The 26,818-nt window shown below is 67.1% G+C and carries 20 protein-coding genes and 1 tRNA gene; 12 read left to right on the forward strand and 9 right to left on the reverse strand.

From position 1 onward, the window contains the following. Window positions 1–4: 4 nt before the first annotated feature. Window positions 5–964: a 23S rRNA (adenine(2030)-N(6))-methyltransferase RlmJ gene (locus ACRQ5J_RS19615; RefSeq protein WP_432379065.1), complete on the reverse strand. Its 960-nt coding sequence runs from the start codon at window positions 962–964 to the stop codon at window positions 5–7. Between the two features lie 16 nt (window positions 965–980). On the opposite strand from ACRQ5J_RS19615, the gene ACRQ5J_RS19620 reads away from it, so the two are divergent. Both ACRQ5J_RS19620 and ACRQ5J_RS19625 read left to right on the forward strand, forming a co-directional pair. Further along, window positions 981–1,388: a hypothetical protein gene (locus ACRQ5J_RS19620; RefSeq protein ID WP_432379067.1), complete on the forward strand. Its 408-nt coding sequence runs from the start codon at window positions 981–983 to the stop codon at window positions 1,386–1,388. Beyond that, window positions 1,385–1,609 (forward strand): hypothetical protein, encoded by a 225-nt coding sequence (locus tag ACRQ5J_RS19625; protein ID WP_432379069.1) that lies wholly within the window; start codon window positions 1,385–1,387, stop codon window positions 1,607–1,609. Before ACRQ5J_RS19620 ends, ACRQ5J_RS19625 begins: the two co-directional genes overlap by 4 nt. 36 nt (window positions 1,610–1,645) lie before the next feature. On the opposite strand, the gene rraA is transcribed toward ACRQ5J_RS19625, so the two are convergent. Beyond that, window positions 1,646–2,140, reverse strand: coding sequence for a ribonuclease E activity regulator RraA (gene rraA, locus ACRQ5J_RS19630; RefSeq protein ID WP_432379071.1), 495 nt, complete (start codon window positions 2,138–2,140; stop codon window positions 1,646–1,648). A 35-nt stretch (window positions 2,141–2,175) separates the two neighbouring features. Continuing rightward, a complete protein-coding gene (locus tag ACRQ5J_RS19635; protein WP_432379072.1) occupies window positions 2,176–3,411 on the reverse strand; it encodes an MFS transporter in 1,236 nt (411 codons plus the stop codon). Between the two features lie 89 nt (window positions 3,412–3,500). On the opposite strand from ACRQ5J_RS19635, the gene ACRQ5J_RS19640 reads away from it, so the two are divergent. Both ACRQ5J_RS19640 and ACRQ5J_RS19645 read left to right on the forward strand, forming a co-directional pair. Next, window positions 3,501–4,295: an AraC family transcriptional regulator gene (locus tag ACRQ5J_RS19640; RefSeq protein WP_432379074.1), complete on the forward strand. Its 795-nt coding sequence runs from the start codon at window positions 3,501–3,503 to the stop codon at window positions 4,293–4,295. Between the two features lie 69 nt (window positions 4,296–4,364). Further along, a complete protein-coding gene (locus ACRQ5J_RS19645; protein ID WP_432379076.1) occupies window positions 4,365–5,288 on the forward strand; it encodes a GGDEF domain-containing protein in 924 nt (307 codons plus the stop codon). A gap of 83 nt (window positions 5,289–5,371) precedes the next feature. Here the strand turns inward: ACRQ5J_RS19645 and clpB are convergent, their stop codons facing one another. The 6 genes from clpB to ACRQ5J_RS19675 form a co-directional block, all read right to left on the reverse strand. After that, window positions 5,372–7,969: an ATP-dependent chaperone ClpB gene (gene clpB / locus ACRQ5J_RS19650; protein ID WP_432379078.1), complete on the reverse strand. Its 2,598-nt coding sequence runs from the start codon at window positions 7,967–7,969 to the stop codon at window positions 5,372–5,374. 62 nt (window positions 7,970–8,031) lie between these two features. Beyond that, window positions 8,032–8,490 carry a molybdopterin synthase catalytic subunit MoaE gene (gene moaE, locus ACRQ5J_RS19655; RefSeq protein ID WP_432379080.1) on the reverse strand — a complete coding sequence of 153 codons (459 nt, stop codon included), beginning with the start codon at window positions 8,488–8,490 and terminating at the stop codon, window positions 8,032–8,034. Further along, window positions 8,487–11,111: a DUF349 domain-containing protein gene (locus ACRQ5J_RS19660; RefSeq protein ID WP_432379081.1), complete on the reverse strand. Its 2,625-nt coding sequence runs from the start codon at window positions 11,109–11,111 to the stop codon at window positions 8,487–8,489. The genes moaE and ACRQ5J_RS19660 overlap by 4 nt, the downstream gene beginning before the upstream one ends. An 84-nt stretch (window positions 11,112–11,195) precedes the next feature. Continuing rightward, window positions 11,196–11,813: a hemerythrin domain-containing protein gene (locus tag ACRQ5J_RS19665; protein WP_432379083.1), complete on the reverse strand. Its 618-nt coding sequence runs from the start codon at window positions 11,811–11,813 to the stop codon at window positions 11,196–11,198. Between the two features lie 212 nt (window positions 11,814–12,025). After that, window positions 12,026–14,431 carry a bifunctional acetate--CoA ligase family protein/GNAT family N-acetyltransferase gene (locus ACRQ5J_RS19670; RefSeq protein ID WP_432379085.1) on the reverse strand — a complete coding sequence of 802 codons (2,406 nt, stop codon included), beginning with the start codon at window positions 14,429–14,431 and terminating at the stop codon, window positions 12,026–12,028. Between the two features lie 4 nt (window positions 14,432–14,435). Then, window positions 14,436–15,440, reverse strand: a complete 1,005-nt coding sequence (locus ACRQ5J_RS19675; protein ID WP_432379087.1) for a DUF2804 domain-containing protein — start codon at window positions 15,438–15,440, stop codon at window positions 14,436–14,438. A 133-nt stretch (window positions 15,441–15,573) separates the two neighbouring features. Between ACRQ5J_RS19675 and ACRQ5J_RS19680 the strand changes: the two genes are divergently transcribed. The 8 genes from ACRQ5J_RS19680 to ACRQ5J_RS19715 all read left to right on the forward strand — a co-directional run bounded on the left by ACRQ5J_RS19680 (window position 15,574) and on the right by ACRQ5J_RS19715 (window position 26,488). Beyond that, on the forward strand, window positions 15,574–18,210 hold the full coding sequence (locus tag ACRQ5J_RS19680; RefSeq protein ID WP_432379089.1) for a diguanylate cyclase domain-containing protein: 2,637 nt from the start codon (window positions 15,574–15,576) through the stop codon (window positions 18,208–18,210). A 63-nt stretch (window positions 18,211–18,273) separates the two neighbouring features. Then, complete coding sequence (locus ACRQ5J_RS19685) at window positions 18,274–19,500, forward strand: exonuclease SbcCD subunit D C-terminal domain-containing protein (RefSeq protein ID WP_432379091.1); 1,227 nt, start codon at window positions 18,274–18,276, stop codon at window positions 19,498–19,500. Continuing rightward, window positions 19,497–23,339 carry an AAA family ATPase gene (locus ACRQ5J_RS19690; RefSeq protein ID WP_432379093.1) on the forward strand — a complete coding sequence of 1,281 codons (3,843 nt, stop codon included), beginning with the start codon at window positions 19,497–19,499 and terminating at the stop codon, window positions 23,337–23,339. Before ACRQ5J_RS19685 ends, ACRQ5J_RS19690 begins: the two co-directional genes overlap by 4 nt. A 41-nt stretch (window positions 23,340–23,380) precedes the next feature. After that, entirely contained in the window at window positions 23,381–23,881 is a 501-nt protein-coding gene (locus ACRQ5J_RS19695; RefSeq protein ID WP_432379094.1) for a putative metalloprotease CJM1_0395 family protein, read from the forward strand. Window positions 23,882–23,924: 43 nt separating this feature from the next. Continuing rightward, window positions 23,925–24,134, forward strand: coding sequence for a hypothetical protein (locus ACRQ5J_RS19700; RefSeq protein WP_432379096.1), 210 nt, complete (start codon window positions 23,925–23,927; stop codon window positions 24,132–24,134). A 77-nt stretch (window positions 24,135–24,211) separates the two neighbouring features. After that, window positions 24,212–25,123 (forward strand): hypothetical protein, encoded by a 912-nt coding sequence (locus ACRQ5J_RS19705; protein WP_432379098.1) that lies wholly within the window; start codon window positions 24,212–24,214, stop codon window positions 25,121–25,123. Between the two features lie 60 nt (window positions 25,124–25,183). Continuing rightward, window positions 25,184–26,350 carry a methyltransferase gene (locus tag ACRQ5J_RS19710; RefSeq protein WP_432379100.1) on the forward strand — a complete coding sequence of 389 codons (1,167 nt, stop codon included), beginning with the start codon at window positions 25,184–25,186 and terminating at the stop codon, window positions 26,348–26,350. 61 nt (window positions 26,351–26,411) lie between these two features. Next, a tRNA-Met gene (locus ACRQ5J_RS19715) sits at window positions 26,412–26,488 on the forward strand. Window positions 26,489–26,818: the final 330 nt, after the last annotated feature.

A 26,818-nucleotide genomic window follows, 5' to 3' on the forward strand; every position in this document is an offset into this window, starting at 1 on the left:
CTAATCATGCACCCTTGACAATGTTTTTCTGCCGAATCGGCGGCCGGCGCTCGGCGCTGTTGCGCATACCCGTCGTCTGCGTGCCGCTTTCCAGCGTGAAGCGGGCGCCGGCGTCCTCGCCCAGCGCCTTCACCAGCCACGGCATCACCTGCTTGAGCATCGGCTCCAGCGTGTACGGCGGATTGAGGATGAACATGCCGCTGCTGTGCAGGCCGCCGATACCGTCCGGCATCGGCTTCTTGATGGTCAGCACGACGTTGAGCCAGTTGGCGGCCGGCAGCTGCTTGAGCTTGTCGGCGAACTGGCGCGACTCCATCCGTTGCAGCAGCGGATACCAGACCGCGTAGGTGCCGGTCGGGAAGCGGCCCAGCGCCTCGGCCAGCGCGTCCTTGGTCTTTTTGTAGTCCTGCTTGTCCTCATAGGGCGGGTCGATCAGCACCAGCGCGCGGCGCGACGGCGGCGGCAACAGCGCCTTCAGCGAGGCGAAGCCGTCGCTGCGGGTGACCAGCACGCGCTGGCCGCGCACGGTCGGGCGGATGCCTTGCGCCGCCGCGTGCTCTTCGCGCTTGCGGAAGTTATCGGCCAGCAGCTTGGCGTCGGCCGGGTGCATTTCGAACAGGCGCAGGCGGTCGTGCTCGCGCGCCACCTGGTCGGCGATGTATGGCGAGCCCGGATAGAAGCGCATCTTGCCGCTTGGATTCATCGCGCGGATCAGGTCGACATATTCGCCGACCTGCTCCGGCATCTCGTCCAGCTTCCACAGGCGGCCGATGCCGGTATCGTACTCGGCGTTCTTGGACGCGAACGCACTGTCCAGCTCGTAGACGCCGGCGCCCGAGTGGGTGTCGATGTAGGTATAGGCCACCTCCTTTTGATTGAGGTAGCGCAGCAGCTGGATGGTGATGAAGTGCTTCAGCACGTCGGCGTGGTTACCCGCATGGAAAGCGTGGCGGTAAGAGAACATAAGCTGGTGATCCTGAATGATTCAATCCGACATTATCCCTCAGAACGCCGCCGCCGCCAAAAAAGCACGCAGCTTCGCCTGCATCAAAGTCCGTGCGGACCGGCTGGCTAAGATGGAAGTGCCGCGCCGGCATCCGCTGGCGCGGCCTACTTTGATGGAGGAGATTATGGCTTTTAACAACGTCGGGCCGCTGACCTTCCTGGCGCCCGGGCAGACCGCTTTCTGGAGTTACACCTACGGCGGCGACCGCGGCACGCAGTTCGCCTCGGCCGATGTCAAAACCCCCAACCAGGGCGCGGTCCACCTGGCCGACCAGCAGCGCAAGCGCAAGGATAACAACGGCAACGCCACCTACTTCGTCGCCATCCACAACCAGGGTGTCGGCGGCTGTTTCCACAACCTGCAAGGCGGAGGCATGTCATGAAGATGACCATTGTTACGGACGTGCACGGCAACGTGCTGGGCGCCGTCCAGGGGCATGACCTGAGCGAGAAAAAGGATGGCGTCGAGGCCACCGTATCGTTCTCGCCGGGCCACGCCACCCATATGATCGAAGTCGACGACGACCTGACCACGGTCGACGATGTCGATGAGTTCCAGCAGCGCCTGCGCCGTCACCTGCAGCAGCACCAGCAGAAACCTTGACGCCGCCAAGCCGCGGCCCGCGCCGCGGCTTCCTTCTCAGGCCAGCCTTTGCTGCGCCACCAGCACGCCGTCCGCATCGGCGTAAATCCAGTCGCCGGGATTGACCGGCACGCCGGCGATGTGCACCCGCAGGTTGCGCTCGCCGACGCCTTTCTTGTTCGGCTTTTGCGGATGGGCGCCCAGCGCGCGCACGCCGATGTCGCAGGCGTTGATTTCGTCCGTGTCGCGGATGCAGCCATCGACGATGATGCCGGCCCAACCATTGTCCTGCGCCAGCAGGCCCAGTTGGCCGCCGACCAGCGCGCGGCGCAGGCTGCCGCCGCCGTCGACCACCAGCACATTGCCGTCGCCGGGCGTCTCCAGCGCGGCGCGCACCAGCGCGTTGTCCTCGTGCACCTTCAGCGTCACCACGCGGCCGGCAAAGCGCAGCCGCTGGCCGTAATGGCGGAACACCGGCGGCAGCACGGCCAGGCGGCCGTCCTCGAGCAGATTGGCGTGGTCGTCGCAAAGATCGGTGGTGGCAAAACTCATGGCAGTCCTCCGGCGTCGCTATAGATGGGCAAATACTACGCGGTTTCCGGCGCCGCGGTCACGCGGGTGTTGCTGCCCACGCCCACCGCCGTCAGGATCACCAGCGCCTGGAACAGGCCGACGCACACGAACACGCCGGCCGGATGGTTGGCGTCCATCAGCGCGCCGAACAGCAGCGGGCCCAGCGCCAGGCCGCTGTCCAGGCCGGAATAGACGACGCCGAACACGCGGCCGGTGGCGTTGGCCGGCGCCGCCGCGCGTATCATCAGGTCGCGCGACGGACCGGAAATGCCGGTCACCAGGCCGATCAGTCCCATCAGCGCCACCGCCATCCAGGCCGGCACCACGGCCGCCGCCAGCACCAGCGACAGCAAGGCCGCCGAGCCGAAGGCGATCATGATGATGCGGTCGTGGTTGCGGCTGCCGGCGCCGAGAAAGCCGCCGTACGCCATGCCCACCGCCGAGGCCAGCATGAAACAGGTGTAGGCGGAGGTGGCGGTCGCCAGCGACATGCCGTACAGGCTGACCAGGCTGGTGGCGGCAAAGGTCTGGATGCCGGCCAGCGCCACGGCGGAAATCAGGAAAAAGGCAAAGCACAGCCACACCACCTTCAGCCTGAGGAAGCCAAGCGCGCCGCCGCCGGCCGCCGCGCCCTTGGCGGCGGTGGCGCCGGCGTGCGGCATCGCCGCCGGTTCCGGTCGCAGCGCGTGGCGGTTCCAGGCCAGCAGCGCCAGCACCGTCAGCGGCAGCAGGGCCGCGCACAGCAGCGCGGTGCGCCAGTCGGTCCGGCCCGCAACAAAGGTCAGGAACAGCGGCGACATGGCCCAGCCGATATTGCCGCTGATGCCGTGCACCGAGAAGCCATGCGCCAGCCGCGCTCTGGACACGCGCTGGTTCAGCAAGGTGTAGTCGGCCGGGTGGAACACGCTGTTGCCGCAGCCGGCCAGCAAGGCGCCCAGCATCAGCTGCGCGTAGCTGTGCGCGCTTGACAGCATCAGCGCCGACAAGCCCAGCAGCGCGATGCCGCTGAACAGCACGGTGCGCGCGCCGAGCCGGTCGACGACGAAGCCGGCCAGCGCCTGGCCGACGCCGGAGACCACGAAGAACACCGTCATCAGCAGGCCCAGCTGAGAATAACTGAGGCCGAATTCGGGCTTCAGCCACGGAATCAGCGCCGCCAGGATCACGTGATAAAAATGGGAAGTGCCATGGGCCAGCCCGACCAGCGTAATCACGCGGGCATCCTGGCGCCATAAAGTATTGTCGCGCATGCTGCTATCTCCTTGATCGATGCCAAAGTGTAAGCAATTTGCGCCAGTCTGATTTAAGATAGCAGGACAATATTTGTCGAGTTTCCGCCATGCCCATCGAGATCGTCGACCACACGCGGTTTGACCTGCAGCACGAGCCGCCCACGGCCGCGCGGCCGATCACCATGTCCGGGCGCGACCTGAAGGCCGCCGCCGTGCTGGCGCCGCACGTCCACAGCTGGGGCCAGTTCACCTACGCGCTGCGCGGCGTGATGCGCGCCGACGCCAACCACAGCAGCTGGATCGTGCCGTGGCAGCGCGCCATCTGGATACCGGCCGGCGTCGTGCACAGCGTGACGGTGCTGGAAAACACCCATCTGCGGCCGATGCGCGTGTACGCCGGCCGCGCGCCCTTCGCCGGCAACGAATGCAAGATTCTGGAACTGTCGCCGCTGCTGCGCGAACTGCTGACCGCGCTGGAGCAGCACGAGCGCGACGCCGCGCCGCAGCGCGAGCACCTGCTGATGGAAATGATCCTCGACGAGATTCCGCGTTGCGCCGTGCGCCCGGTGCGCGTGCCGCTGCCGGCCGACAAGCGCCTGAAGGCGCTGTGCGACGCCCTGATCGCCGAGCCGGGCGCCGGGCTGACCTTGGCCGGCTGGGCCGGACAGGTCGGCGCTTCCGAGCGCACCCTGGCGCGCCTGTTCGAGCGTGAACTGGGCATGGGCTTCACGCAGTGGCGCCAGCAGGTGCGGCTGGCGCACGCGGCGCCGCTGATCGCGCGCGGCATGCCGCTGTCGCAGGTTGCTGCCGAGCTGGGCTACGCCAGCCAGGCGGCCTTCTCGGCCATGTTCAAGAAAACTTTTGGCTGTTCGCCAACTTCCTTTTTCGGATTGCAACAATAATGACCGTTAGTCAAGTTTTCCAAAAGCCTGCCGTTAACGCAAGCTTGGACGACAATCTACGGTACATTAGTGAAAACTAATCATTTAGAACAGGCGCTGCGCATGGCCGACGACAGCCGCTTTTCGGATGGGCAAATCAGCGCCCTGCTGTCGGCGCTGCCCGACCCGGCATTCATCCTCACGCGCAGCGGCTGCTACGCCGCCAAGTTCGGCGGCACGGACAGCCGTTATTACCACGATGGCAGCAGCCTGATCGGCAAAAAGCTGGCCGATGTGCTCAGCGATGAAAAGTCGGCCTGGTTCCAGGCGCAGATCGCCATCGCGCTAGCGTCGCGCGGCCTGCACGTGGTCGAGTACGCGCTGGCGGCAGCCGATGTCAAGGGCATCGGCAGCGATGGACCCGTCGAAACCATCTGGTTCGAGGGCCGCGTGCAGCAGCTGCCGTACCAGGTGATGGGCGAGGACGCGGTGCTGTGGGTGGCCAGCAATATCACCGCCAGCAAAAAACTGGAGGCGCTGCTGCGCATGCAAAGCGAGACCGATGCGCTGACCGGCCTGGCCAACCGCCGCAAACTGATGAACAGCCTGACCGAGCATTTCGAGCTGTTCGTGCGCTACAAGGCGCCGACCTCGGTGCTGATCTTCGATATCGACAATTTCAAGACCATCAATGATGAGCATGGCCATCTGGCCGGCGACGAGGCCATCATCGGCACGGCCGAGGTGTGCAGGCGCGAGTTGCGCAGCACTGATTTTCCGGCGCGGCTGGGCGGGGATGAGTTTGTGGTGCTGATGCCGCACACCGGCAGCGAGCAGGCGCTGCCGATCGCCCAACGGCTGCGCCAGCGCATCGCCGAGCGCGCCGGCGCCACCATCAGCGGCGGATTGAGCGAAATCAGGCCGGGCGACCTGTCCTATGCGGACGTGCTGAAACGGGCGGATGAGGCGCTGTACCGCGCCAAGCGCGACGGCCGCAACCGTATCGTGCGCTGAGAGACACGGTCGTTCCCGCGCAGGCGGGAACCCATGGAACGCACGCTCGGCATGGGTCCCCGCCTGCGCGGGGACGACAGGGTTTAGCCGAAGGTCAGCTCGCCATCGCGGGCATCGACCACGATCGTCTCCTTCGGCCCGAACCGCCCTTGCAGGATCAGCTTGGACAGCGGATTCTCGATCTGCTGCTGAATCGCCCGTTTCAGCGGCCGCGCGCCGTACACCGGATCGTAGCCGGCCTCGGCGATCTTGTGCAGCGCCGCGTCGCTCACCGACAAGGTCATCTCCATCTTCGCCAGGCGCCGCTCCAGGATCGCCAGCTGAATCCGCGCAATCGCGCCGATGTTCTTCTCGTCGAGGCCGTGGAACACCACAATCTCGTCGATCCGGTTGATGAACTCCGGACGGAAGTGCGACCGCACCTCGGCCATCACCGACAGCTTGACCAGCGCCGGGTCGGAATCCTCCATCGACTGAATCTTGTGCGAACCCAGATTCGAGGTCATGATGATGACGGTATTCTTGAAATCCACCGTGCGGCCCTGGCCGTCGGTCATGCGGCCATCGTCCAGCGCCTGCAACAGCACGTTGAACACATCCGGGTGCGCCTTTTCCACCTCATCGAGCAGGATCACGCTGTACGGCTTGCGGCGCACGGCCTCGGTCAGGTAGCCGCCCTCGTCGTAGCCGACATAGCCGGGCGGCGCGCCGATCAGGCGGGCCACCGAATGCTTCTCCATGAACTCGCTCATGTCGATGCGGATCAGCGACTCCTCGGTATCGAACAGGAAGCCGGCCAGCGCCTTGGTCAGCTCGGTCTTGCCAACGCCGGTCGGGCCGAGGAACATGAACGAGCCATACGGGCGGTTCGGGTCGGCCAGCCCGGCGCGCGAGCGGCGGATGGCGTCGGCCACGGCGGAAATCGCCTCGTCCTGCCCGACCACGCGCTCGTGCAGCTTCTCCTCGATATGCAGCAGCTTGTCGCGCTCGCCCTGCATCATGCGCGACACCGGAATGCCGGTCGCGCGCGACACCACCTCGGCGATCTCCTCGGCGCCGACTTCGGTGCGCAGCAGGCGCTGCTTGGCCGGCGTGTTCTTCTCGATCGACACGCCGCGCGCCGACGCCGCCTCGGCCTGCTTCAACTCGGCTTCCAGCTGCGGCAGGCGGCCGTATTGCAGCTCGGAGACGCGCTGCCAGTTGCTGTCGCGCGTGGCCTGCTCCATTTCCTGCCTGATGCGGTCGATCTCTTCCTTGATGTGGGTACTGCCCTGCACCACGGCTTTTTCGGCCTTGAGGATTTCCTCGAAGTCGTTCAGCTCGCGCGTCAGGCGCGCGATTTCCTCCTCGATCAGGTCGAGGCGCTTGCGCGACCCCTCGTCCTTCTCTTTCTTGACGGCTTCCTTCTCGATCTTCAGCTGGATCAGGCGGCGCTCCAGCTTGTCCATGACCTCCGGCTTGGAATCGATCTCGATCTTGATCTTGGCCGCGGCCTCGTCGATCAGGTCGATGGCCTTGTCGGGCAGGAAGCGGTCGGTAATGTAGCGATGCGACAGTTCCGCCGCCGCGATGATGGCGGCGTCCGAAATGGCCACCTTGTGATGCAGCTCGTACTTGTCCTGCAAGCCGCGCAGGATGGCGATGGTGGCCTCGACGGTCGGCTCGTCCACCAGGATCTTCTGGAAGCGGCGTTCCAGCGCGGCATCCTTCTCGATGTACTTGCGGTACTCGTCCAGCGTGGTGGCGCCGACGCAGTGCAGCTCGCCGCGCGCCAGCGCTGGCTTCAGCATATTGCCGGCGTCCATGGCGCCATCGGCCTTGCCGGCGCCGACCATGGTGTGCATCTCGTCGATGAAGACGATGGTCTGGCCCTCGTCCATGGCCAGCTCTTTCAGCACGGATTTCAGGCGTTCCTCGAACTCGCCGCGGTATTTCGCGCCGGCGATCAGCGCGGCCATGTCCAGCGCCAGCACGCGCTTGCCCTTGAGCGAATCCGGCACCTCGTTGTTGACGATGCGCTGCGCCAGCCCCTCGACGATCGCGGTTTTGCCGACGCCAGGCTCGCCGATCAGCACCGGGTTGTTCTTGGAACGGCGTTGCAGCACCTGGATGGCGCGGCGGATTTCATCATCGCGGCCGATCACCGGGTCGAGCTTGCCCTGGCGGGCGCGCTCGGTCAGGTCCAGCGTGTATTTTTTCAGCGCCTCGCGCTGCCCTTCGGCGTCGGCGTTGTCCACCTTGGCGCCGCCGCGCACGGCGTCGATCGCGGCTTCCAGCGACTTGCGGCTCAGGCCGTTTTCGCGCGCCAGCGTGCCGGCGTCCGACTTGTCGTCGGTCAGCGCCAGCAGCACCATCTCGCTGGAAATGAACTGGTCCACGCGCTTCTGCGATTCCCTGTCGGCCAGGTTCAGCACGGCGACCAGGTCGCGGCTGGCTTGCACGTTGCCACCGGCGCCCGAAACCTTCGGCAGGCGCTCCAGCGCGGCGGTCAGCGCCTTGCTCAGGCCGCCAACGTTGACGCCGGCGCGTTGCAGCAGCGAACGGGCGCTGCCGTCGTCCTGGTTCAGCAGCGCGGTCAGCAGGTGGACCGGTTCGATGTACTGGTTGTCATTGCCCACGGCCAGACTCTGCGAGTCCGACAGGGCTTCCTGGAGTTTGGTGGTGAGTTTGTCTTGACGCATGGTGATGCTCCGATATATTTAACTATCGCTAACATAGGGGCCACCAATAACATTTCAAGGAGTCACTGCCACTTATTCAGCGCCTGGTCGTCGCTGACGCGGGCGTCGACCCAGCGCGCGCCGTCCGGCGTCTGCTCCTTTTTCCAGAACGGCGCCTCGGTCTTCAGGTAGTCGATGATGAACTCGCTGGCGGCGAACGCCTCGCCCCGGTGCGCCGACGTCACCGCCACCAGCACGATCTGGTCCTTCGGCTTGAGCGGGCCGACGCGGTGGATCACCAGCGCGCTGAAGATCGGCCAGCGCTGCCTTGCCTTATCGATAATAGCGCTGATCGATTGCTCGGTCATGCCCGGATAGTGCTCCAGCTCCATTTCCGACACGGCGGCGCCTTCGTTCAGGTCGCGCACGGTGCCGACAAAGCTGACCACGCCCCCTACGCCGGGATGGTCGGCGCGCAGCCGGGCGATTTCCGTGCTCAGGTCGAAATCCCCGGTCTGGATGCGGACTTCATTCAGGCTCATGCGCGGTCTCCGCCACCGATGCGACGGAACAGCTGCTCGATGCGGCTGGCGGTGCGCGCGTCCGCCAGCGCTGGCAACGTGCACAGCTGCAGATAGGCGGCGCTGGCCGACTGCGGCTTCTGGCCGGACTTGAGCGACGATTGCAGCACTTCCACCTGCATTTTCAGGCGTTCGCGGGCGAACTCGGCGCCGCTGTCGACGCCGGCAACGATTTCCAGCCGCAGGATTTCATCGAGCAGCCTGGCGCGGTTGCGTTCCAGCTCGGCGGCGTACTCGCTGCGCTTGCCGTCGGCCGCCAGCGCGGTGTTGAAGCGGCCCTGCAAGGCGCGCTCGTAGTCATTGCCCAGCGACGGCAGCGCCGCCCACCTAGCCTGCCAGGCGGCGACGTCGATGGCGCCGTCCGACACCAGTTCGCTTTCCAGCGCCTGCGTCAGGCGCAGCTTGTCGCGCAGCGCGTTAGCCTGGGCGGCGCCGGCGCGGCGCTTGATCGCGTCCGCCTGCGCCTGCACCTTGCCGACTGCGTTGTGGTAGCGCTGGTTGATGCGCGCCTCGGCCGCGCGCGGCACGGTGCCGGTGGCGTTCCAGGCGCTGGCGGCGTCCTTCAGCGCCTGCGCGATGGCGGCCAGCTGGGCCTTGTCGTCGCTGCTGAAGGTGGCTTCTTCGAGTTGCTTGCAGATATCTTCGCGCGCGTGCAGCTGGGACTTGCGCTCGTGGTCGGCCGCGTGGGCGGTTTCCTTGCGCTTGGCGAAGATGGCGTCGCAGGCGGCGCGGAAACGCTGCCACAGCGCCTGTTCGGTCTTGCGCTCCAGCGGCAGCGCCTTGGCCTGCTCCTGCCAGCGCTCCTGCAGGCGGCGCACCTGGTCGAGCGTGTGGCGGCCGGACGGCTCCAGCGCCTCGGCTTCGGCGATCAGTTGTTCACGCCTGGCGGCCTCGATCTTGCGCTGCTCCGACAGCGGCGCCAGCATGTGCGCCAGCACCTTGTCGAAGGTATGGTCGAGCTTGCGCTTTTCCTTGCGGTCGATGGTGCCCAGGCGGCCCCACATCTGGCGCAGGCGCTGGCCGGCGGCGGCCACGTTTTTCAGGTCGGCGCCGCCGTCGGCCACGGAGTCGGCCAGCGCCTGGGTTTCGGTAATCAGCGCCTGGGCCTTGGCGGCGTTGGCGTGGCGTTCGTCGGCCAGTTGCTTGAAGTGGGCGGCGGCCGGCGCGTAGGCGCTGGTGCAGGCGGCGTCGAAGCGTTCCCACAGCGATTTCGGCGCGTGGCCGGACACCGCGTCCAGCTGTTTCCAGCGGTCGCGCATGCTGCCGACTTTCTTCGCCAGCTCGCTCATGGCAAGCTTTTGGCCTGGCAATTCTTCCACCGCCTTCACCAGCTCCTCGCGCGAGACGTTGCCGCCCCAGCGCGCCCAGTCGCCCAGGCGCTTCAGCTCGGCGCGGATGTGGTTCAGGTGGTCGGTTTGTGCCGGGCTGAGGCGGGTTTTGTGGTCGCGCAGCCATTTGTCGTGCTCGGCGGCGGTGTGCAATTGCCCTTGCTCAAGCGCGGCTTCCAGCGCGTCCATGGTTTCCAGGAATTTCTTGTCGGTTTCCTGCGGCGCCTGTTTGGGCTGCTTCGGCTGCTTCGGCGGCTTGACCGGAGTGGCCGCTTGCGCGCCGCCTGCGGCGCCATCCGCTGCGCCGGCAGCCTCCGCCGAGGCGTCCACAACGCCCTCGCCCGCTTGCGACGTAGCGCCTGCGGCGGACCGGCCGCTGGCGCCGCTTGCCGCAGCTGTACCGGCAGCGGCAGCCGGGTCAGCGGCGGTGGCAGGTTTCGCGGCGGCGGCTGGGTTCGCGGCGTTGGCCGGGCTCGCGGCAGTGGCAGGTTTCGCGGCGGCGGCTGGGCTCGCGGCGGCGGCCTGCTTGGGCGGCGCCGTCAGTGCGGCGCGGGTCTGCTCCAGCGCTGCGGCGAAATCGCTCAGCAGGTGGCGCGGCAAGGCATTGTGCTCCGGCGCCTGCTGATAGCCGGCGGCATCGGCCGCGTGCCGCTCCAGCGCTTGCAGCGCCTCCTCGGCCGGCAAGCCGGCCTCCGGCAGCTTGCGCACGGCGGCCAGCGCGTCGATGATGGTGCGCTGCAAATTAACCTGTGCTTCCAGCCGCGCCGCCAGCGCCGCGCGCGCGGCCGCGTAGTCGGCTGCCAGCGTTGGCACCTCGGCAACCACCTGCCATTGGCGATCCAGCTCGGCCACCTGGTTCGGCGTCAGTTTCTCATCGGCCAACAGGCGTTGCGCATGGTCCAGGCACGCTTGTGCTTTTTGATGCTCGGCCTGCTGGTAGCGGATCGCGTCCAGCCGCCCTTGCATCAGCTTGGCCACGCGGCGATCGGTATTGCGCACCGCCGCCAGCACCTGCTCCAGCGCCGGCTGCGACGTCACGTGCTCGGCGGCGGTCAGGCGCACGCCGGCAAATTCACTCTCCAGTATCAGGGCGACCGCGGCCGCTTCGTTGCCGTTCAGCGCGGCGGCGCGCTGCGTTTGCTCGTCGCGACGGTTGGCGGTGGCGGCAGTGGCCGCATCCTGCTCCTGCGAAGCGGCCGGGGCGGTGGGAACGGCCGAAGTTTCGGTCGCACGCTTAAAGAGGAAATCGAACATGGTGCGCTGTGGTGATGGCTAAAACCACCATCATAGCAAAGCAGGCGGAATTTGCCCTGCTAGCGCGTCAAGAGGGTGGCTATTTCATAATTGCATCATCGCGCGACGCATGTCGCGCGGCTTGGGCAGCGGCCTGGCCGGCATGTCGTCCAGGCCGGCCACCGGCAAAACCTGCAGGCCGGGGATGGAAATCTGGCCGTCATCGACCTCGCCGCCCGGCAGCGCGCGGCGTCGCGCGGTCACCTGCGCCGCCTCGGCCGGCGGCAGGCCGGAGCGCTTCATTTCGTCCAGGTGCTTATCGTGCATCATCAACTGGTTGGCGATCGAGAACCAGGTTTCGCCGGCGATGGCGTTGCGCGCCAGGGCAAACAGTTCCTGCTCCTCTTTTTCCAGCCGCTTGAGCAGGGCCGCGCAGAAAGTGTCGATGCTGTCGCACACTTCGCTGACCTGCTCGTCGCGCACGTCGGCCAGCGCGCCCAGCTTGTTCTGCAGCAGGCGGATCGAGGTCAGCGCCGCCTGGTTCAGGCGGTTGAGTTCGTCGAGCAATTGATCGGCGCGCTCGGTAGCGTCGCGCAGCGCCGGGATCAGGTACATCTCCGTCTTGCGCCAGTGGCAGGCCTGGTACAGGGTGTTGAGGCTTTCGCAGGCGTATTCCAGCTGCGACAGGGTCATGCGGTTCTGCTGCATGAGCGTGGTGCGCACATACTTTTGAAACGATATCAGGCTAACCCGAACGCTGGCTTGTTCGACTGACAGTGCGACCAAAGTGTATGTGGCGGTTAACATTCTGACTGACTCCCTGGGCTGAGGTGGAGGAAGTAAAAGTGTAAAGTTTCCCGACAACGGCGCTTTGAGCTAGCACAAACCGGCCCCGCGCTTCGAAGCACAAATATATAACAAGCCCGCCCCGAATGCTATCGCAAAGGCAGTTGCAGACGTACCATTCCGGCCTCGGGGTGCGGCAAAACCACGCCGCCGAAATGGCGTATCAGTTTCTGGACGCCGCCATTCTCGGACAGCGCATCGCCGACGATCTCGCGCGTGCCCCGGGCGCGGAAATAATCGACCAGCTTCTGGAACAGGATGTAGCCCAGCCCCTTCCCTTTCAAATCGGAACGCACGATGATGGCGAACTCGGCCGATTGATTGTCCGGGTCCAGCACCGCCCGCACCACGCCCAGCGTTTCCGGCTGACCCTGCGGATTGGGGCGGGTGGCGATGAAAGCCATGGCGCGGTCGTAATCGATTTGCGTCAGCCGCGCCAGCTGGGCCGGCGGCAGCTCGCGCATGGCCGAGAAGAAACGCAGGCGGACATCGTCCGGCGCCAGCGCGCTGAAGAAGGCCTGGTGCTGCGCGCCGTCCTCCGGCTTAATCGGGCGCAGCAGAATCTGGCCGCCGTTCCAGTCGAGCCGCTCCTCCAATTCCTGCGGATAGGGACGGATGGCCAGCTCGGCGCGCCGGCCGCGCGCCTTGGCCAGGTGCAGGCGTGCGCCCAGCGCCACCACGCCGCCACCGATGGCCAGCAGCGGGTTCAGCTCCAGCTCGGCCAATTCCGGCAGGTCGGCCACCATGTCGGCCACCTGCACCAGCGTGCGGATCAGCGCCTCGCCGTCGGCCGCGGTCTGGCCCTGCGCCAGCAGCCGCGAAACGCGGGTGCGGCCGACCATGTCGCGCGCCAGCGCCAGGTTCAGCGGCGGCAGGCCGGCCGCGCGGTCGGCCGCGACGTCGGCGGCAATGCCGCCCTGGCCGAAGAACACCACCGGCCCGAACACCGGGTCGTGGCCGATCTGGATGCGCGCCGCCGCCAGCGTGGCGCCGGCCAGCGCGGCCTGCTGCGGCGTCGCCAGCGCAATGCCGTAGGCGGCCATCAGCGCGCGGGCGTCGGCGTCCGACAGCTCGCTGCGGCCTTGCTGCAGCGCCGCCTGCACCAGCTTGCGCGCGGTCGAGCGGCCGCCGGCGCTGGTGGTCGGCACGCCAACGGGCACCTCCATCAGCAGCTCCTGGTTGCGCCGGTACTGGACGATCTGCAGGAAGCCGTTGACCGCCTTTTCCGGCGTGTCGTAGGTCGGCAGGCCGGCGTCGGCAAACACGCGCCGCGCCTGCGCCACCGAGCCGCCGCCCAGCCAGCAGGACAGCACGTTCTTGCCGGCCGCCTGCATCAGCGGCGCCACCGCCTCGGCGATCAGGTGGCTCGGCACCATGGCGGTGGGCGCGTGCAGGAACAGCAGCGCGTCGGCCTGCGGCTCGCGCAGCAGCGCCTGCACGGTGCTGACATAGCGCTCGACCTGGGCATCGGCCAGCAGGCCGACCGGGTTGGCGTGCGGCGCGCCGGCCTGCGTCAGCAGCTTTTGCGTGGCCGGCGACAGCTCCGCCAGTTGCGCGCCGCTGCACGCCAGGGCGTCGGCGGCGATCAAACCGAGGCCGCCGCCGTTGGTCAGCACCGCCAGCCGCTCGCCGCGCTGCGGACGCTGGCGCGCCAGCGTTTCCACGGCGTCGAACAGGTCTTCGGTGGAGTGCACGCGCAGCATGCCGGCGCGGCGGATGGCGGCGTCGAACACCAGGTCGGCGCCGGGCGCGGCGTCGCGCCCCACTTTCAGCACGATCACCGGTTTGCCGCGCGCCGCCAGCCGGCCCGCCGACATGAACTTGCGCGCGCTGCTCACATGCTCGATGCACAGCAGGATGGCTTCCGTTTCGCCGTCCGCCGCCAGGTAGTCCAGCAGGTCGCCGAAATCGACATCGGCGCCGTCGCCCATGGCGGCAAAGCGCGAGAAGCCGATGCCGCGCTGCCCCGCCCAGTCCAGCACCGCCGTCGCCAGCGCCGCCGATTGCGAGACGAAGGCCAGCTTGCCCTTGCGCGCCGCCATCTGCGTGAAGCTGGCGTCCAGCCCCAGCGCCGGCGACTGCAGGCCGGCGCTGCCGGCGCCCAGCACGCGCAGCAGATACGGGCGCGCCGCCTCCAGCATCGGCTGGCGCAGGCTGCGTCCGCCAGCGTGTCCCGGGTCAGCCGTCATGACGATGGCGGCCTTGCCGCCGGCTTGTCCCAGTTCATGGATCAAGCCGGGCACCGTGGCCGGCGGCGTGCAGATGATGGCCAGCTCCGGCGCCGCCGGCAGCGCGCTGACCCGCGCGTAGCTTGGCAGCCCTTGCAGCTGCTGATGCTTGGGATTGACCGGCCAGACGCTGCCGCCGTTCCTGACGAAATCGCCGGCCAGCAGGTTGGCCAGCACCCGCGTCCCGATGCGCTGCGGATTGTCCGAGGCGCCGATGACGGCCACCGAACGGGGTTGGAACAGGCGGTCGAGATTGCGGATGCTCATAGGGCTACCAGCGGGAGCTGTGGTCTTCGGTCACGCCCATCATCTGCGTGACCATGCGTTTGGGTTGGTCCGGCGCGGCGCGCACCCAGCCGCTGAAAGTGCCGATCGGTTGCAGGTAGCGGCTGGCCGCCACCATCATCTTGCGGTTGTCGCGGCGCGCGCCTTCCGGCGTGAAGGTCAGGTCGAGCATATCGTCTTCGGTGAAGATATGCCATGGCGACAGCAGGTCTTTTTTATCGTACAGGAAGTGCGCCGGGCCGAGCGCGATCAGGTCGCCGTCCAGCCACAGCGCGTTTTCATGGTCGCCGAAGTAGCCGGCTTGCAGGTTGAAGCCCAGCTCCATGCTGTGCGCCGAGGCCCAGCGCCAGGCGGTGTTACGCGCCAGCAGGCCGTTCGAGTAGTCGAAGCTGGCGACGCCGCCATCGAGCTTGAATTCCTCGCGCCAGGTGCGCACCTCGCCGCGCAGCGGCATGGCGGACGATTTCTGCGTCGCGTGCACCGAGCCATGGGCGATCGGCCCGGTGGCCAGCAGCAACGGCGCTGGCGATGGACCGAAGCTGGCGTCCACCTCCAGGTAATCGCAGCGCAGCGCCAGTTCGTAGCTGCCGGCGCCGTTGGTGTCGATGCCGATATCGCAGCCTTTGGTTTTGAAGCGGCTCGATTCGCCGGCGTGGTTGGCCAGTTTGGCCGACACCAGCGGCAGGCCGTCCTGCGAGAAGTTGGCCAGCATGTCGCCGTCGCGGCGCTCGAAGGCGTAGGCAAAGGCGGTGCTGGTCCAGCCCAGATCGACGATGGCGACCGCGCAGAACACCTGTTCGGTGCACAGCGCCACGTAATGCCAGCGCTTGTGGTGGAAGCGCCGCCACAGCGCGCCGCGCGAAAACGGCGCCGCCAGCTGGCTCCAGTCGATGTTGCCGACCTGGCCGGCGTAGCGTCCAAACAGCGGTTGGCCGTCGGCGGCAAGCAAACTGGCAGGGGCGGCGGGCAGGCTCAATATCGGTTCAGTCATGCACGCTATTCTAATAAAGATTTCAATATTGCCTGTACAGGAGTGACGTATTTTGTACACCTTTCATGCCAAAAGCGATATTTCCGTGCAGAATGAGCGGCACACCTGCACACCATGACCAGACCACCGCCCGATGCTCGATTTTCTCCGCCGCCTGTACCGCGTGATCCTGCTCCCGGCCTTCGGCCTGGCGCTGCTGATTTTTACCTGGAGCGCCGTGGCCTACCAGCTGCGCCAGGAACACCAGACCGCCCATTACGAGGCGGTGCTGCACAGCCAATCGCTGGCGCGCACGCTGGCCGAGCATAGCAACCACCTGCTGCGCCAGGTCGACCACGCCACCCAGCTGTTCAAGGTCAAATACGAGGAAAGCGACGGCCAGCTGCGGCTGTCCGAATTCACCCGCAAGAACGGCCTGCTGCACTCCCTGCTGCCGGCCAACCTGGACCTGCCGCTGGCCATCATCGACCGCGAAGGCCGCGTCATCGACAGCCGCAATGGCTACTTCGCGCCGGACCTGCGCCAGCAGGCGGTGTTCAGGCAGCACGCCGCCAGCGCTTCCGACACCTCGCTGGTGGCGACGCCGGTGGTGGACCGCCGCACCAAGAAATGGCAGATCCAGATTTCGCGCCGCCTCAATCAGGCCGGCGGCGGCTTCGCCGGCGTCATCATGGTCAGCGTCGACCCGGCCTACCTGGTCGAGGGCTACGACCGGCTGAACGTCGACGCCGGCGCCGCCGTCATGCTGCTCAGCCGCGAAAACGGCATGTCGGCCGGGCGCGTCGACGCCCAGGTCATCATCAGCGACAGCATCGGCTTCGATGTGACCCAGGCCGGCGCCGGCCGGCCGCAGGATGAACTGCTGCTCAAGCGCCCGTTCGACGCCATCGACCGCATTTACAGTTCCAGCGAGCTGCCGCGCTATCTGCTGACGGCCGTGGTGGGCATTCCGGGCCAGGTCGCCATGGCGCGCTTCGAGCAACGGCGCAATATGTATGTCGGCGCCGCCGTGGTGATTTCCGGGCTGGTGCTACTGTTCGTCTACCTGCTGATGCAACAGGCGCACCGCCTGCGCCGCAGCGCCAGAATGGTGATCGAGGCGCAGCTGATGCTGCGCGCCGCCGCCGACGCCAGCCTGGACGCCGTCTACCTGTTCAAGGCCTGCCGCATGCGCGGCGCACAGCGCGAAATCCTCGACTTCACCATCGCCGACCTGAATGAACGCGGCGCGCAGCTGATGGGCTACCGCAGCGCCGACATCAAGGGCAAGCGGCTGGTGGAGGTCATGCCGGAGCTGCACGCCAAAGGCTTCGTCGAAAAATACCGCCACGTACTGGAATCGCGCCAGCCGCTGGAAGAGGAATTCGAAGTCGACTTCCTGCCCAACCGCGCGCTCCACTGGCTGCATCACCAGATCGTGCCGATCACCGACGGCGTGGCCGTCAACGTCCACGACATCACCTCGCGCAAGGAGGCCGAACTGGCGGCGCGCAAGCAGCAGGCCGAACTCACCGCCGTCAACGACGCCTCGCCGCTTGGCCTGCTGCGCGCCGACGCCAACGGCCACTGCACCTACGTCAACCGCACCTTTGAAATGATCACCGGGCTGACGCGCGAAGAGGCGCTGGGCGACGCCTGGCTGCGCGCCGTCCACCCGCAGGACCGCGAGGTGCTGAAGAACGCGCTGCATCACATGGCGCGCACCCGCACGCCCTACCAGGACACGCTGCGCTGCGTGCACCCGGACGGCGCCATAGTCTGGGTGTCGTTCAAGATCGCCGTCATGGTGGTGGACGAGGCGGTGTACGGCTACGTGGGCACGGTGGACGACATCACCCACGTGCGCAAATCGGTGATGGCGCTGCGCGAAAGCGAGTCGCGGCTGCGCACCATCGCCGACACGCTGCCGGCCATGGTGGCGTATATCGACGCCGCGCAGATTTACCGCTTCCACAACCTCGCCTACGAGCGGGAATTCAACCGCACCGGCACCACGGTGCTGGGCATGCCGATCCGCGACACCGTCTCCCCCGAGCGCTACGCCAACCTGCTGCCCTATGTGCAGCGCGCGCTGCAAGGCGAAACGCTGACCTTCGAGGAAGACGACGAGAGCGACGCCACGCCGCGCACCTACGAAGTGGTCTACATCCCGCAGATGGACGAAGACGGCGCCAATGTCATCGGCTTCCACGTCATGCGGCAGGACATCACCGTGCAGAAGCGCGAGAAACAGCGCCTGCTGCGGCTGTCGCAGGTCGATGCGCTGACCGGCCTGACCAACCGCGCCGGCTTCCTGCAAAAACTGCACGACACGATGCTCGCCGCGCGCGCCAACGGCAACCTGATGGCGGTGATGTACATGGACATCGACCGCTTCAAGCCGGTCAATGACACCTTCGGCCACGCCGTCGGCGACGCGCTGCTGAAAGCCTTCTCGGCGCGCCTGACCCACACCATGCGCGCCAGCGACACCATCGCCCGCCTTGGCGGCGACGAGTTCACCATCATCATGGACCGCATCCACCGGGTCGACGACGCTGCCGCGCTGGCGGCCACGATCGTCGCCGCCATGCAGGGCGACTTCGACCTCGATGGCACGGTGGTGTCGATATCGACCAGCATCGGCCTGACCTACTATCGCGGCGAGGACGTCACGCCCGCCGAGTTGCTGAACCGCGCCGACATCCTGCTGTACGAGGCCAAGCAAGCCGGCCGCAATACCTTCCGCGCCGGCCAGACGCTGCACACGCCGGCCGACAACCCGGCATAAATCAAAGCGGGAGCCGCCGGCATGCGCTATATTGGCGCTTTTCCGGCTGTTTCACACTTTTTCATGCGTCTGCTGCACACCTCCGACTGGCATCTCGGCCAATCCCTGCATAATTTCGAGCGTCACTACGAACACCAGCGTTTCCTCGACTGGCTGCTCGACGCCATCGTCGCCGAACAGGCCGACGTGCTGCTGATCGCCGGCGACGTCTACGACAATGCCAACCCGTCGGCCGCGACCCAGAAGCAGCTGTACCGCTTCCTGCGCCTGGCGAAGGAGCGTGTGCCGCATCTGAACCTGGTCATCATCGCCGGCAACCACGACTCGCCGGGCCGGCTGGACGCCCCCGGCCCGCTGCTGGAGGCGCACGGCACGCGCGTGATCGGCGCCGCGCAGCGCGGCGCCGACGGTGAAATCGACATCGAATCGCTGGTGCTGCCGCTGACCGGCCGCAGTGGCGAAATCGAGGCCTGGTGCCTGGCCGTGCCCTTCCTGCGGCCCGGCGACGTGCCGCGCGTGCCGGCGGAGGAAGGCGTCGATCCCTACCTGGCCGGCATCGCCCTGCTCTACCAGCAGGCGTTCGCGCTGGCGCAGAGCAAGCGGCAGGAAGGCCAGGCCATCGTCGCCATGGGCCACTGCCACATGGTGGACGGCCAGATGTCCAGCGACTCCGAGCGCCGCATCGTCATCGGCGGCACCGAAATGCTGCCGGCCGGGATCTTCGACCCGGCCATCGCCTACGCGGCGCTGGGCCATTTGCACCTGGCGCAGCACGTCGGCAAGCAGGAACACATCCGCTACAGCGGCAGTCCGCTGCCGCTGTCCTTCGCCGAGGTGAATTACGCGCACCAGATACTGCGCATCGACCTGCAAGGCGCGGGCGTGCGCGAGATCGTGCCGGTGCCGGTGCCGCGCGCGGTGGAGCTGCTGCGCGTGCCATCCAGGCCGGCGCCGTTGACGCAGGTGCTGGAAGAACTGGAAGCGCTGGCGCCGCCGGAGGCGCCGGCCGAGCAGCAGCCGTATCTGGAAGTGCGCGTGCTGCTGGAGCAGCCGGAACCCGGCCTGCGCGCGCGCATCGAGGCGGCTTTGGACGGCAAGCATGTGCGGCTGGCGAAGATCGAAACCTCGACCGCCGCCCGCGACTCGTCCATCGACAAGGAAGTAATGACGCTGGACCAGCTGGAAAAACTGAAACCCGACGACATCTTCAGGCAGCTATATGAACAGCGCTTCGGCAATCCAGCGCCGGCCGATCAGCTGAGCGCCTTCGCGGAGTTGATGCTGCCATGAGAATCCTGAAAATCAGCGGCAAAAACCTGGCCTCGCTGGCCGATGACTTCAGCGTCAACTTCGAATCGGAGCCGCTGGCATCGACCGGCCTGTTCGCCATCAGCGGCCCGACCGGCGCCGGCAAGAGCACCTTGCTCGACGCCCTGTGCCTGGCGCTGTACGACGCCACCCCGCGCCTGCTGCGCGTGGCCGGCCGCAACTACCTGGCCGACGTCGGCAACGAAACCGTCTCCACGCAAGACCCGCGCACGCTACTGCGGCGCGGCACCGCGGAAGGCCACGCCGAGGTGGACTTCGTCGGCAGCGATGGCGCCACCTATCGCGCGCGCTGGAGCGTGCGCCGCTCGCGCACCAAGGCCGAGGGCGCGCTGCAACCGACGACGATGTCGCTGAAGCTGCTGCCGACCGAACAGCAGATCGGCGCCACCAAGACCGAGGTGAAGGCGGAAATCGAAAAACGTATCGGCCTCTCGTTCGAGCAGTTCACACGCGCCGTGCTGCTGGCCCAGAACGAGTTCTCGGCCTTCCTCAAGGCGGAAGACAACGAGCGCGGCGAACTGCTGGAGACGCTGACCGGCAGCACCGTCTATTCCGAAATCTCCATCCGTGCCTTTGAACGCAACAAGGTGGAACAGGCGGCGCTGCAAAAGCTGAACCTGCGGCTGGCGGACCAGAAGCCGCTGAGCGCCGACCAGCGCGCCGCGATCGAATCGCAGAGCGCCGATGCGGCCGTCGCCATGCAGGCGCTGGACCAGCAGAAGGCGGCGCTGGAACAGGAACTGCGCTGGCACCAGCAAGCGCAAAATCTGGCGCAGGATGAACAGGCCGCGCAGCAGGCCGTCGCCGCCGCACTGGCGGCGGTGGAAGCGGCCGCGCCGCGTCACGCCGCACTGGCACGCATCGATGCGGTGCAGGCAGCGCGTCCGCTGGACGACGACATCCGTCGCATTGACGGCGACATCGCCGCCACGCAGAACATCATCGCCGCCAATACGGAACATGCGCGGCAAGCGGCAGCCGCCCTTGAGCAAGCCAGCGCCGCGCAGGCGCAAGCCGCCGTCAGCCAGCAGGAAGCCGAAGCCGCGCAGCGCGCCGCCGCACCGCTGCTGGACCAGGCCAAGGCGCTGGACGCGCGCATCGAGGCCATGCTGCCCGCCTGGCGCCAGGGCCAGGCCGCCTGCGAGAAGGCCGACCAGGCCGACGCCGCCGCCCGGACAGCGCTGCAGGCGCGCCAGAATGAACATGCGCGCCTGTCCGCGCAACAGCAGGCCGGCGTCGCATGGCTACAGCAGCACAAGCACTGGAAAGCGCTGGCCCAGCAATGGGAACGCTGGGACGTGCTGTTCGTGCAGGCCGGCCAGGCCGCCGCGAACGCCGAGCGCCTGCACCATGGCCTGGCGCGCGTACAGCGCAACGCCCAACTGCATCGCGACGAGGAGGCCGACGCCATCGCCAAACTGGCGAGCGCCGTCCAGGCCTTGCAGACGCTGGACCAGCAGCGCCAGCAGGCAGCGCAGGAAATGGCCATGTACCCGGTCGAACAGCTGCGCGAATCGCGCACCGGCTGGGAACAGCACCGCGACCTGCTGACCAGCGCGGAGAAAATCTGGCTGGACCTGGAAGCGCGCCAGGCCCGCCACGCGCAAATTGAAACGCAATCGGCGCAACTGCGCCAGGCCATGACTGCCGCCGAAGCGCAGCTGGCGGCCGCGCAGCAGCAAGGCATCGCCATCATGGCCACCTTCGCGCAGGCCGAACGCTCGCTCAAGCTGGCGGAAGCCGCCACCGCCGCCAGCGTGGAATCGCTGCGCCAGACGCTGGAAGACGACATGCCCTGCCCGGTCTGCGGCGCCCAGGATCATCCATACCGCCACAACGACGACAGCTTGCAAACCATGCTGCGCGAACTTCAGGGCGATGTGGCGCGCAGCCGGCAGCAGATGGAGGCCAACGTCAAACAGCAGGCGGCGCACAGCGCCACCGCGCAGGCCAGCGCAGATCAGCTGAACGTGCTGGCCGCCGAACAGCGCTCGGTGCAGCAGCAAATGGAACGTGTACGCGCCGCCTGGTCGGCGCATCCGCTGGTCGATGGCGGCGAACTGCCGCCGGAAAGCGAGCGCACCGCCTGGTTCACCGCACAACTGAACGAAGCGTACAAGGCGCTGCAAATCGTTGAGCAACAGGAGCGCGCCCTGCACGCCGCCCGCCTGGCGCGCGATCAGGCGCAAGCCGCCTACGAGCGCGCGGCCGCCGAGCATACGCGCCTGCAAGCCGCGGCCGCCGCGGCCAGGACCGCACTGGCGCAGGCCAACACCGAATACAAGGGTCTGGAAGACCAGCGCATCGAAGTGGCGCTGGCGCTGAGCGGGCTGTTGTCCGACCTGGACGCGGCCTTCAGCGGCGGCGATATTCCAAGCGAAGAGTGGAAAGAGGACTGGAAGTCCGGCCCGGCGCGGTTTTACGAGGCGCGCCAGGCAGAAAGCAAGCAATGGCTGGGGCAGCGCGCGGCTTACGACGAGCGCGCCGCCTCGCTGGCCAGCTTCGAGGTCGAACTGAAAGCGCTGAGCGAGGCCTCGGCCAAGGCCGAACAAGACGCCCTCGTGGTGCGCGCCACATTCGCCACGGCCGATGCGGCGCTCAAGGCCAGCCAGGATCAGCGCATGTCGATGTGGGGCGGCAAGGAAGTGCGCGATGTCGAAGCCGCGCTGCAAGCGGCCATCGATGCAGCCAAGGCCCGCCACGCCGCCAGCCAGGCGGCGGCCCAGGATGCCACGCAGGCACGTACGCGCGCCGACGAGGCGCTGGTGCAGGCCAGCCAGCGCCTCGCGGCCTTGCAGGCATCCGCCGCCGGCGCCGCCCAGCGGCTGGCCGGCTGGCTGGCCGCATTCCAGCAGCGGCAGCCGGAAGCCGGGCTGCACGACCTGGCGCAGCTGCGCGAGCTGCTTGCCACTCCGGCCGACGACATCGCCGCCGAGCGCAACGCGCTGCAAGCGCTGGCCCGCGCCGCCGACCAGTCGGCGACCGTGCTGCAAGAGCGCCAGCGCCAGCGCCAACAGCACCAACTGGGCGCACCGCCATCGCGCCTGCCTGAAACGCCGGCCGGCGAGGCGGCGCCAGGCGCCGACCTGTGGTCCGAGCCAGCGGCGGCGACCGCACCCGCCATCTCCGCTATCGACGCGGTGACGGCGGCGCTCGACGCGCTGCTGGCCGAACGCAAGACCGCCAACGACCACGCCACCGCATTGCAACTGGCGCTGGCGCAGGACGACGAAAAACGCCGCCGCTCGCATTCCATGCTGGCCGAAATCGAGCAGCAGGAAGCCATCGCCCAGCGCTGGGCGCGCATGGACGACTTGATCGGCTCCGCCGACGGCAAACGCTTCCGCAACTACGCGCAGCAATTCACGCTCGACGTGCTGCTGGGTTATGCCAACGCCCACCTGCGCCACCTGTCGCGCCGCTATCAGCTGGAACGCATCCAGAACAATGCCGCGCCGTCGCTCGCGCTGCTGGTGCGCGACCAGGACATGGGCGGCGAGATGCGCTCGGTGCATTCGCTGTCGGGCGGCGAATCCTTTCTGGTGTCGCTGGCGCTGGCGCTGGGCCTTGCCTCGCTGTCGTCGAACCGGGTGCGGGTCGAATCGCTGTTCATCGACGAAGGCTTCGGCAGCCTGGATGCCGACACGCTGCGCGTGGCCATGGACGCGCTGGACGGCCTGCAGGCGATGGGCCGCAAGGTCGGCGTCATTTCGCACGTGCAGGAGATGACGGACCGGATTTCGGCCAAAATCCTGGTGCAGCCATCGGCCGGCGGCCGCAGCACAATTAGCGTCATGTAGCCGCACCGGTGCTATGATTAAGTCTCCAGCGAGGCTACACCATGAGCATCGGCGCCATCCTACCGAGTTCCGCCAGCCTGTCCCCGGGGTACAGCGTACCGCCGGTGCAGCCTTCTGCGCCTGCTGAAAAAACCACGCCTGCCACCACCATCAATCTATCGCCAGAAGCGCAAGCCATGGTCGAAAAGCTCAAGGCGCGCGATCTCGAAGTGCGCCAGCACGAGCAGGCGCACATGGCGGCGGCCGGCGGCCTGGTACTTTCGGGCCCGTCCTATACCTATCAGCGCGGCCCGGACGGCGTCAATTACGCTATCGGCGGCGAGGTCAATATCGACACCTCGCCCGGCGCCACGCCGGAGGAAACCATCGAGCGCGCCCGCACCATCCAGGCGGCGGCGATGGCGCCGGCCGAACCGTCCGGCCCCGACCGCGCAGTGGCCGCCCAAGCGCAGCAGATGGAAATGAAAGCCCGCGCCGAGCAGGCGCAACGCGCCTATGAAGACCCGCCGGAGAAGCGCCCCGCGCTCGACATCTTTGCGTGAATGATAAAATCCCGCCTTTGAAATTTTCCGCAACCTGGCAATCATGTTAAAAGCACCACGCACCCTCACCTTCAAATGCGCCAAGTGCGCCAAAGCCGTGCAAGTCCGCCTGCAAAAGGTGTCGGCATGCTCGCACATCCAGCCTTACGTCGGCGTTTGCCAGTGCGGCGAAGTACGTCATCACGCCATCGGCCAGAAAGACGCCGTAGAATCCTACCTGGCAGCGCCGGAAGGCTGGACCCATCACCACTAAATTGCGCGCCCGGCCCTCAAGTATTGGATTAGCATACCGTTAAAGAGTTGTAGAAGTATCATCAAACGGGGTCCACCATGTCTATCATTTCCAATCTGGGCAGCCGCCTGCCGTCGCTGTACACCGGTAATCAGGGCAACGACAACAAGGCGTCGGCTTTGCAAAAAACGCAAGCCGCCACGCCGGCCAAACTGTCCAACAACCCGCTGGACCTGACCAGCCGCGTGGCCGCGCTGGGCAACGCCACGGTGGATTTCGCCGAGGATTTCGTCAACAGCTTCACGCAGGCGCTGTTCGGCGACGCCGCCAAGGGCGCCGTGATCGACTTCGATTCCGCCAGCCTGGAAACCACGTCCACGTTCGCGGCCGGCGTGCAGCAGACGCGCAGCGGCGGCAGCGTTACCAACGCGGCAGCTTTCAGCCTGACCGACAGCTCGCACTTCATCGGCAAAGGCACCATCACCACCGCCGACGGCCGCAAGTTCGATTTTGAGGTGGAAGTCCAGTACAACGCCGAACTGAGTGCGGCCGCCAGCCAGACCACCGACACCGCAGACCTGCCCAAACCCGGTTGGGCCACCGATACCAAGGATCTGCCGGTGGTGCAGTTGCCGAATCTCGACTTCCCGGGCACGCTGGCGGACCTGTTCCAGCTGATCGGCCGCGATCTGCAAACCGCGCTGGCCAACAACGACAAAGGCAACGGCAAAAACGAGGACGGCATCGACCGCAACACGCTGCGCAGCCTGTCCCTGCGCCTGCTCGATCTGGTCGAAAGCAAGGACACCAACACCTACGCCGCGCCGACCGCCGCCGACAAGGCCAAGGCAGCGGCCAACGCCACCGACGTCGAGCCGGTCGCGCCAAAGGAGCCTGCTGCCAGCGAGCCGCCGTCCGTTGCAGCACCGGCAACCCCGGCCACCCCGGCCGGGCAAGCCGGCGCCGCCACCGCCACGGGCAAGCCGCCGTCGGACAGCGCATCGGTATAATAGCGGCTCCGCGCCACGCAACTCCGCGTGGCGCTCCCCTATTTTATCGATCGCCTCCCCATGCCTGAACAGACCTCCTCTCCGCTGCCACCACAAATCCACTGGGAGGAGAACGGCGAACAACGCTCCGCGCGCTGGCGCTCCGAGGCCGGCATGCCGCCGCCGAAGCGCGTCGTCATCGCCGACGACACCACCAACGCCGACACCGCGTACCGCCTGGCCTGCGAAGGCACCGCGCTGCTGTGGCGCGGCGACTTCCAGAACGCGCGCCAGCTGCTGCAAGCGCTGGCGCGCCGCGCCGACCACAAGGGCAAGTCCGGCAAAAAGGCCAAGGCGCCCAAGGTAGCGGCCTCGCCGACCGAAGCCTTCCACCTGCACCGCCAGGCGCAATCGCAACGCGCCCGCACGCTGGCCATGCTGCTGATCCCATTCGACGAGGGCTACACCATTCCACTGCGCCGCGCGCCGGACGTCAAGCTGGCCTGCAATGAAGCATATGGCCGCTATGAAGAACCGTTCATCGCCTCGCTGCGCGAGCTGCTTGGCCTGATCGGCGCGCACGAATGGCGCCGCGCCGGCGTCGAGATTCCGGCACTGGGCGCGCGCATCCACCCGCATTACGGCGTGTTCTCGCCGGTGCGCGGCGAATACGTTCAGATGGTGGCAGATGCGCCGTTACCGGCGGGCGCGGATCTGGCGTTCGATATCGGCGTCGGCACCGGCGTGCTGTCGGCGGTGCTGGCGAAGCGCGGCATCGCCCGCGTGGTCGCCACCGACCAGGACCAGCGCGCGCTGAGCTGCGCGCGCGAGAACCTGGCGCTGCTGGCGCTCGATCAGCAAGTCGCGCTGCAAACGGCCGACTTGTTCCCCGAGGGCCGCGCCCCGCTGGTGGTGTGCAATCCGCCATGGGTGCCGGCGCGTCCAAGCTCACCGATCGAATACGCGGTATATGACCCGGACAGCCGCATGCTGCGCGGCTTCCTCGCCGGCCTGTCGTCGCACCTGACGCCGGGCGGCGAAGGTTGGCTGATCCTGTCCGACCTGGCCGAGCATCTGGGCCTGCGTCCGCGCGGGCAGCTGCTGGAATGGATCGCCGCCGCCGGCCTCACGGTGCTGGGCAGGATCGACGTCCGCCCGGTCCACCCGCGCGCCGCCGACGCCAGCGATCCCCTGCATGCCGCCCGCGCCGCCGAGGTAACGTCGCTGTGGCGTTTGGGCGCAGCATAATGGACCGCATGAGGGGCACTTGCGCATCGCGGCAAACCTCTATATAATACATGCCTTCAGACGCGGGGTGGAGCAGTCTGGCAGCTCGTCGGGCTCATAACCCGAAGGTCACAGGTTCAAATCCTGTCCCCGCAACCAAATTCGAAAAGCCGTTGATTTCGCAAGGAGTCAACGGCTTTTTCCATTGCGCTCCTTTGTATCGGAATGTTCGCTGGCATACCCAAGCCGCGGCAAAACTGGCACAATCGGCTTTTCGTTTTAGCCAGGAGAGCCGCGTGAAGGATCAAGAACAAGCAACACAACAACCGGTGCAGGATGCGCCAGTCAATCCTTCGCGCCGCCGCATCTTCCAGGCGGCGGGCGCCGCCGGCCTGGCCACCACGCTGCCGGCGCTGACCGAGGCGGCGACCGCCAGGCCGGCCGTCAAGGGCTCGCTCGACGACAAGCTCAAGGCCAATATCAAGAATG

Origin of the sequence: Duganella sp. P38 (assembly GCF_050859475.1) — a bacterium.
In the GTDB taxonomy this organism is placed as follows: Bacteria; Pseudomonadota; Gammaproteobacteria; order Burkholderiales; family Burkholderiaceae_D; genus Rugamonas.

Bases quoted from the DNA above. Each gene is read 5' to 3' on its own strand.
- ACRQ5J_RS19615 (WP_432379065.1), bottom strand. From the start codon at position 964: ATGTTCTCTTACCGCCACGCTTTCCATGCGGGTAACCACGCCGACGTG.
- ACRQ5J_RS19620 (WP_432379067.1), top strand. From the start codon at position 981: ATGATTCAATCCGACATTATCCCTCAGAACGCCGCCGCCGCCAAAAAA.
- ACRQ5J_RS19625 (WP_432379069.1), top strand. From the start codon at position 1,385: ATGAAGATGACCATTGTTACGGACGTGCACGGCAACGTGCTGGGCGCC.
- rraA (WP_432379071.1), bottom strand. From the start codon at position 2,140: ATGAGTTTTGCCACCACCGATCTTTGCGACGACCACGCCAATCTGCTC.
- ACRQ5J_RS19635 (WP_432379072.1), bottom strand. From the start codon at position 3,411: ATGCGCGACAATACTTTATGGCGCCAGGATGCCCGCGTGATTACGCTG.
- ACRQ5J_RS19640 (WP_432379074.1), top strand. From the start codon at position 3,501: ATGCCCATCGAGATCGTCGACCACACGCGGTTTGACCTGCAGCACGAG.
- clpB (WP_432379078.1), bottom strand. From the start codon at position 7,969: ATGCGTCAAGACAAACTCACCACCAAACTCCAGGAAGCCCTGTCGGAC.
- moaE (WP_432379080.1), bottom strand. From the start codon at position 8,490: ATGAGCCTGAATGAAGTCCGCATCCAGACCGGGGATTTCGACCTGAGC.
- ACRQ5J_RS19660 (WP_432379081.1), bottom strand. From the start codon at position 11,111: ATGTTCGATTTCCTCTTTAAGCGTGCGACCGAAACTTCGGCCGTTCCC.
- ACRQ5J_RS19670 (WP_432379085.1), bottom strand. From the start codon at position 14,431: ATGAGCATCCGCAATCTCGACCGCCTGTTCCAACCCCGTTCGGTGGCC.
- ACRQ5J_RS19675 (WP_432379087.1), bottom strand. From the start codon at position 15,440: ATGACTGAACCGATATTGAGCCTGCCCGCCGCCCCTGCCAGTTTGCTT.
- ACRQ5J_RS19680 (WP_432379089.1), top strand. From the start codon at position 15,574: ATGCTCGATTTTCTCCGCCGCCTGTACCGCGTGATCCTGCTCCCGGCC.
- ACRQ5J_RS19685 (WP_432379091.1), top strand. From the start codon at position 18,274: ATGCGTCTGCTGCACACCTCCGACTGGCATCTCGGCCAATCCCTGCAT.
- ACRQ5J_RS19690 (WP_432379093.1), top strand. From the start codon at position 19,497: ATGAGAATCCTGAAAATCAGCGGCAAAAACCTGGCCTCGCTGGCCGAT.
- ACRQ5J_RS19695 (WP_432379094.1), top strand. From the start codon at position 23,381: ATGAGCATCGGCGCCATCCTACCGAGTTCCGCCAGCCTGTCCCCGGGG.
- ACRQ5J_RS19700 (WP_432379096.1), top strand. From the start codon at position 23,925: ATGTTAAAAGCACCACGCACCCTCACCTTCAAATGCGCCAAGTGCGCC.
- ACRQ5J_RS19705 (WP_432379098.1), top strand. From the start codon at position 24,212: ATGTCTATCATTTCCAATCTGGGCAGCCGCCTGCCGTCGCTGTACACC.
- ACRQ5J_RS19710 (WP_432379100.1), top strand. From the start codon at position 25,184: ATGCCTGAACAGACCTCCTCTCCGCTGCCACCACAAATCCACTGGGAG.